General features: G+C 68.6%; 5 protein-coding genes and 2 pseudogenes. 5 read left to right on the top strand and 2 right to left on the bottom strand.

Translation table 11 applies throughout. The annotated features are described in order from the left end of the window. Positions 1 to 315 (bottom strand): annotated as a pseudogene (locus C7T91_RS13040) (hypothetical protein); the annotation flags it as partial. Positions 316 to 515: 200 nt separating this feature from the next. Here C7T91_RS13040 and ureC point away from each other — a divergent pair. From ureC to ureG, 5 genes are all read left to right on the top strand, one after another. Beyond that, a complete protein-coding gene (gene ureC, locus C7T91_RS13035) occupies positions 516 to 2,225 on the top strand; it encodes an urease subunit alpha (RefSeq protein WP_108259627.1) in 1,710 nt (569 codons plus the stop codon). Positions 2,226 to 2,654: 429 nt separating this feature from the next. After that, a complete protein-coding gene (locus C7T91_RS13030) occupies positions 2,655 to 2,912 on the top strand; it encodes a hypothetical protein (RefSeq protein WP_108259626.1) in 258 nt (85 codons plus the stop codon). A 37-nt stretch (positions 2,913 to 2,949) separates the two neighbouring features. Beyond that, positions 2,950 to 3,417, top strand: coding sequence for an urease accessory protein UreE (locus C7T91_RS13025; RefSeq protein ID WP_108259625.1), 468 nt, complete (start codon positions 2,950 to 2,952; stop codon positions 3,415 to 3,417). After that, entirely contained in the window at positions 3,398 to 4,057 is a 660-nt protein-coding gene (locus C7T91_RS13020) for an urease accessory protein UreF (RefSeq protein WP_108259624.1), read from the top strand. Before C7T91_RS13025 ends, C7T91_RS13020 begins: the two co-directional genes overlap by 20 nt. A 14-nt stretch (positions 4,058 to 4,071) precedes the next feature. After that, entirely contained in the window at positions 4,072 to 4,713 is a 642-nt protein-coding gene (ureG, locus tag C7T91_RS13015) for an urease accessory protein UreG (protein ID WP_108259623.1), read from the top strand. Here ureG and C7T91_RS32550 read toward each other — a convergent pair. Further along, positions 4,701 to 5,123: pseudogene (locus C7T91_RS32550) on the bottom strand (glycosyltransferase family 2 protein); the annotation flags it as partial. The gene ureG and the pseudogene C7T91_RS32550 overlap by 13 nt on opposite strands.

Raw genomic sequence — 5,123 nt, 5'->3', positions numbered from 1 at the left:
GCAGGTGATGCCGCCGGGGCCTTCGGCATAGAGCCGTCCGCCTTCGGACTGGTAGCTGCGGCCGACCAGGGCCGGGCCGCTGTCGCCGAAGCAGGCCACGACCGGCGCGCAGTCGCGGGCGCGGGAGGGATCGGCATTGCACAGCGCCGCGGCGCGGCGCTGGACCTCGGCGGTGACCGGGTCATCGTTCTGTGCGGCGCCGGAGGCAGCGGAGGACGAGGAGGAGGTGCCGGTGGTGGCCTGCGGATCGCAGGCGGCCAGCAGCCCGGCAGCAGCCAGCGCGAGAACGGAAAAAAGGGCAGGGCGAAGGGACATGGACGAATGCTCCGGTCTGTCGGTACGCGGGCGAGCCTAGCCGGGGCCGGGCATCCCGGCAACGGGCCAAGGCGGCGCATCTGCCTGATTTCCGGGCAAGTCCCGGGGGCTGCACCCTGCCGCAACGCTGCCCCCTTGCAGACCCCCTCGGCTTTCGTGTCAGGTGGGCGCGACCAAGACCCGAGACGAGGAAGCCCTCCATGCCCGCAAAGATCACCCGTGCCGCCTATGCCGACATGTACGGCCCCACCACCGGCGACCGGGTGCGGCTGGCGGATACCGACCTGATCATCGAGGTGGAGAAAGACCTGACCACCTATGGCGAGGAGGTCAAGTTCGGCGGCGGCAAGGTGATCCGGGACGGCATGGGCCAGAGCCAGGTGACCCGCGCGGGCGGCGCCGTCGACACGGTGATCACCAACGCGCTGATCCTCGACCATAGCGGCATCTACAAGGCGGATATCGGCCTGCGCGACGGCCGCATCGCCGCGATCGGCAAGGCCGGCAACCCCGACACCCAGCCGGGTGTCGACATCGTCGTCGGCCCCTCCACCGAAGTGATCGCGGGCGAGGGCAAGATCGTCACCGCCGGCGGCTTCGACAGCCATATCCACTTCATCTGCCCGCAGCAGATCGACGACGCGCTGCATTCCGGCCTGACCACCATGCTCGGCGGCGGCACCGGCCCGGCGCATGGCACGCTGGCCACCACCTGCACGCCGGGCTCCTGGCACATCTCGCGGATGCTGCAGGCCTTCGACGCCTTCCCGATGAACCTCGCGCTCTCGGCCAAGGGCAATGCCTCGCAGCCCGGGCCGCTGATCGAGATGATCAAGGCTGGCGCCTGCGCGATGAAGCTGCACGAGGACTGGGGGACGACGCCCGGCGCGATCGACAACTGCCTGTCCGTGGCCGACGACATGGACGTGCAGGTGATGATCCACACCGACACGCTCAATGAATCCGGCTTTGTCGAAAACACCGTCGCCGCCATCAAGGGCCGCACCATCCACGCCTTCCACACCGAGGGCGCGGGCGGCGGCCATGCGCCCGACATCCTGAAGGTCGTGGGCGAGGCCAATGTCATTCCGTCCTCGACCAACCCGACGCGGCCCTACACCGTGAACACGCTCGAGGAACATCTCGACATGCTCATGGTCTGCCACCATCTCGACAAGGCGATCCCCGAGGACGTGGCCTTCGCCGAAAGCCGCATCCGCAAGGAAACCATCGCGGCCGAGGACATCCTGCATGATCTCGGCGCCATGTCGATCATCGCCTCCGACAGCCAGGCCATGGGCCGGGTCGGCGAGGTGATCATCCGCACCTGGCAGACCGCCCACAAGATGAAGGTCCAGCGGGGGCGGTTGCAGGATGAAACCGGCGACAATGACAACGTCCGGGTCAAGCGCTTCGTCTCGAAATACACGATCAACCCGGCGATCGCCCACGGCATCAGCCACGAGATCGGCTCGATCGAGGTCGGCAAGCGCGCCGATCTGGTGGTCTGGTCGCCCGCCTTCTTCGGCGTGAAGCCGGAAATGGTCCTGCTCGGCGGCACGATCGCGGTGGCGCAGATGGGCGATCCGAACGCCTCGATCCCGACGCCGCAGCCGGTTTACACCCGCCCGATGTTCGGCGCCTTCGGCGGCTCTGTCGCGCGCTCGGCGGTCACCTTCGTCAGCCAGGCCGCCCAGGCCGACGGCATCGGCAAGGCGCTCGGCCTCGCCAAGGACACGGTGGCCGTGAAAGGCACCCGCGGCATCGGCAAGGCCGACATGGTGATGAACGCCGCCACGCCGAAGATCGACGTCCATCCCGAGACCTACGAGGTCCGCGCCGATGGCGAGCTGCTGATCTGCGAACCGGCCAAGGTCCTGCCGATGGCACAGCGCTACTTCATGTTCTGAGACCGGCGCCGCCGGTCCGGTTTCCGGGCGCAGCGGTTCCGCCGCTGCGCCTTTTTCATGCCCGCCGCCCAGCTTTCGGGCAAAATCCGGCAGCAATGCTGCGTCGCAGCATCTTTCGGGCCCGAATGTCCCGCAGGTCCGCGACGGCGGAGCAGGGCGCGCTACCTTGGTCCTACGGGAGGAAACCACGCAGCGAGGTTTCCGTATGCAGCAGATACGCAAAGCGCTGCCGAACTGGGCAAGTGCGCCAATTTCGCAGGCATCGCCGCCGGGTGCGGCATTTTTTCGGACAGGGTCTGCTCTGCCGAAGCTGGCTAAAGTTTTGCCTAATCTTTTCGGGATAGTCCGGGACCGAACTGCGCCCGAGCTGCGCGGCGGCGGGCCCGGGATTGCCGCCGCCCGGCTGCCCGCGACAGGAGTGCTTTGCCAATGACAGCAGACGTGTTCGTGCTGTACCCGCCGGATCTGGACAAGGATTTCGACACCGCGCTCGCCAATCTGGGCTTCGGCCTCAACCCGGCCGGCCTGCACCGCCGCTACCGCCGCGAGGCACTGCGCCTCAACACGCTCAGCGATTTCGACCTCGGGATGCTGGGCATCGAACGGGCGGAAATCCCGGCCTATGTGATGCGCGACACGTTCTCCGCCTTCGCCGCCCGGTTCGCCTTCTGTTCGGCCAACAGTTGATCTTGCGCTCCCCCGGCAGGCGGCGCAATCTCCGGCCATGAGCGAGACCACCGACACCCTTCCCCTGGCGCAGGCCGTGACCCGCGCCGAAGCCGGGGACGACACGATTTCCCAGACCTATAACGACCGGCTGCTGCGGCGGCGGCGGCTGACTTCGGATGGCGGGCGCGCCTTCCTTGCCGACCTGCCCGAAACGCGGGGCCTGGACGAAGGCGACGCCTTCCTGCTGTCCTCCGGAACCCGCGTGGCGGTGCTCGCGGCGCCGGAATCCCTGGTCGAGATCACCGGCGACCTGCCGCGCCTGGCCTGGCATATCGGCAACCGACATACGCCCTGCGAGATCGGTCCGGACGCCCTGCGCATCCTCGACGATCATGTGCTGGTGGCGATGCTGCGCCAGCTCGGCGCGACCGTGACGCCGGTCACTGCCCCGTTCCGTCCCGAGGGCGGGGCCTATGGCCATGGCCGCACGATGGGGCACGACCATGGCCACCATCACCACTGAAGCGGCAGCTGCGCAGGACCTGCTGACGCTGGTGCAATGGCTGTCCCCGGCCTTTCCGCTGGGCAGTTTCGCCTTCTCGCACGGGCTGGAACACGCGGTTTCGACCGGCACGATCCGCGACGGCGCCGGGCTGGAAGACTGGCTCTCCGGCCTGCTTGCACATGGAAGCGGCCGCTGCGACGCCGTGCTGCTTTCGATGGTGCTCGGCGGCGCGGACCCTGCGGAGACCGATGCGCTGGCCGCCGCGCTGGCCGCCGCGCCGGAACGGCACCAAGAGTCGCTGACCCAGGGGAGGTCCTTCATTGCAACCACCAACGCGCTGCTCGGCACCAGCTGGCCGGAGATGGTCCTGCCGGTGGCGGTCGGACTGCAGGCGCGGCGGCTTTCGCTTGCCCCGGAAACCGTGATCGGCCTTTACCTGCAGAGCTTTGCCGCGAACCTCGTGCTCGGGGCGGTCCGGCTGGTCCCGCTTGGCCAGACCGAGGGACAGCGGGTCATCGCCGCGCTCGGCCCGCTGATCGGCCGGTTATCGCAAGAGCTCGCCGGGTCCGGGCAGGAGGCCCTCTGGTCCGCGGCGCCGGGCGCGGATCTCGCCGCGATGGCGCATGAACATCAGGAGGTCAGGCTGTTCCGCAGCTGACCAAGGAGACGGAAATGGCAACGACGAACGGCCCGCTGCGCGTGGGCATCGGCGGTCCGGTGGGCGCCGGCAAGACCACCCTGACCGAGCAGCTCGCCCGCGCGCTGGCGCCGCGGCTGTCGATGGCGGTGATTACCAACGACATCTATACCCGGGAGGATGCCGAAGCGCTGTTGCGGGCGCAGGTCCTGCCCGGCGACCGGATCCGCGGCGTCGAAACCGGTGGCTGCCCGCATACCGCAATCCGCGAGGATGCCTCGATCAACCTCGCTGCCGTGGCCGATCTGCGCGGACAGTTCCCGGATCTCGACCTCATCCTCATCGAGTCGGGCGGCGACAACTTGGCCGCGACGTTCTCGCCGGAGCTGGCCGACCTGACGCTCTATGTGATCGACACCGCGGCCGGGCAGGACATCCCCCGCAAGAAGGGGCCCGGCGTCACGCGTTCGGATCTGTTGATCATCAACAAGACCGATCTGGCGCCGCATGTCGGGGTGTCGACCGACCTTCTGGAGGAAGACGCGGCACGCGGTCGCGCCGGGCGGCCCTTCGTGATGGCTCAGCTGCGCCACGGCAAGGGCGTCGCGCAGATCGTCGATTTCCTCGTCCGCGAGGGCGGTCTCGTTCTGCAACCGGAGCCTGCTCAGGTCTCGTGATCCAGCACCATGGCCCAGGCCGCGCGTTCCGACTGGGTCAGGCGCAACCCCGAAATCTCGGCGATCAGCACGGCATTGGCCGGGTCCCGGCGCAGCCCGGCCGCGCGCTGCCGGTGCCAGTGCAGCGCGGCCAGATGCGCCGCCGCGATGTCGGGGTCGGCCATCAGCTTGGCGATCCCGGCTTCGGTCCGGGGCAGGTGGCGGAGGATCGAGCGCTCCTCGCGGTCCTGCCAGTCCATCCGGATCCAGTAATTCCGCCCGATCTCCCGGTCGACATGCAGTGCCCGGCCGCGCTGCCGCTTCACCAGGAAGCCGTCCTGCGAGCGCAGCGGGTAGTGGTTCAGCTGCACCAGGTCATAGCCGATGGTTGCAATCGAGGACCGCCAGCCGCGCCGGGCGATCTCCGCGCC

The sequence above is a fragment of the Mangrovicoccus ximenensis genome, from assembly GCF_003056725.1.
In the GTDB taxonomy this organism is placed as follows: domain Bacteria; phylum Pseudomonadota; class Alphaproteobacteria; order Rhodobacterales; family Rhodobacteraceae; genus Mangrovicoccus; species Mangrovicoccus ximenensis.
This window is presented reverse-complemented; position numbering and strand designations above follow the sequence as displayed.

What these genes read in the sequence shown, in the direction of transcription:
- ureC (WP_108259627.1), top strand. Translation starts at nt 516, where the DNA reads ATGCCCGCAAAGATCACCCGTGCCGCCTATGCCGACATGTACGGCCCC.
- C7T91_RS13025 (WP_108259625.1), top strand. Translation starts at nt 2,950, where the DNA reads ATGAGCGAGACCACCGACACCCTTCCCCTGGCGCAGGCCGTGACCCGC.
- C7T91_RS13030 (WP_108259626.1), top strand. Translation starts at nt 2,655, where the DNA reads ATGACAGCAGACGTGTTCGTGCTGTACCCGCCGGATCTGGACAAGGAT.
- ureG (WP_108259623.1), top strand. Translation starts at nt 4,072, where the DNA reads ATGGCAACGACGAACGGCCCGCTGCGCGTGGGCATCGGCGGTCCGGTG.
- C7T91_RS13020 (WP_108259624.1), top strand. Translation starts at nt 3,398, where the DNA reads ATGGCCACCATCACCACTGAAGCGGCAGCTGCGCAGGACCTGCTGACG.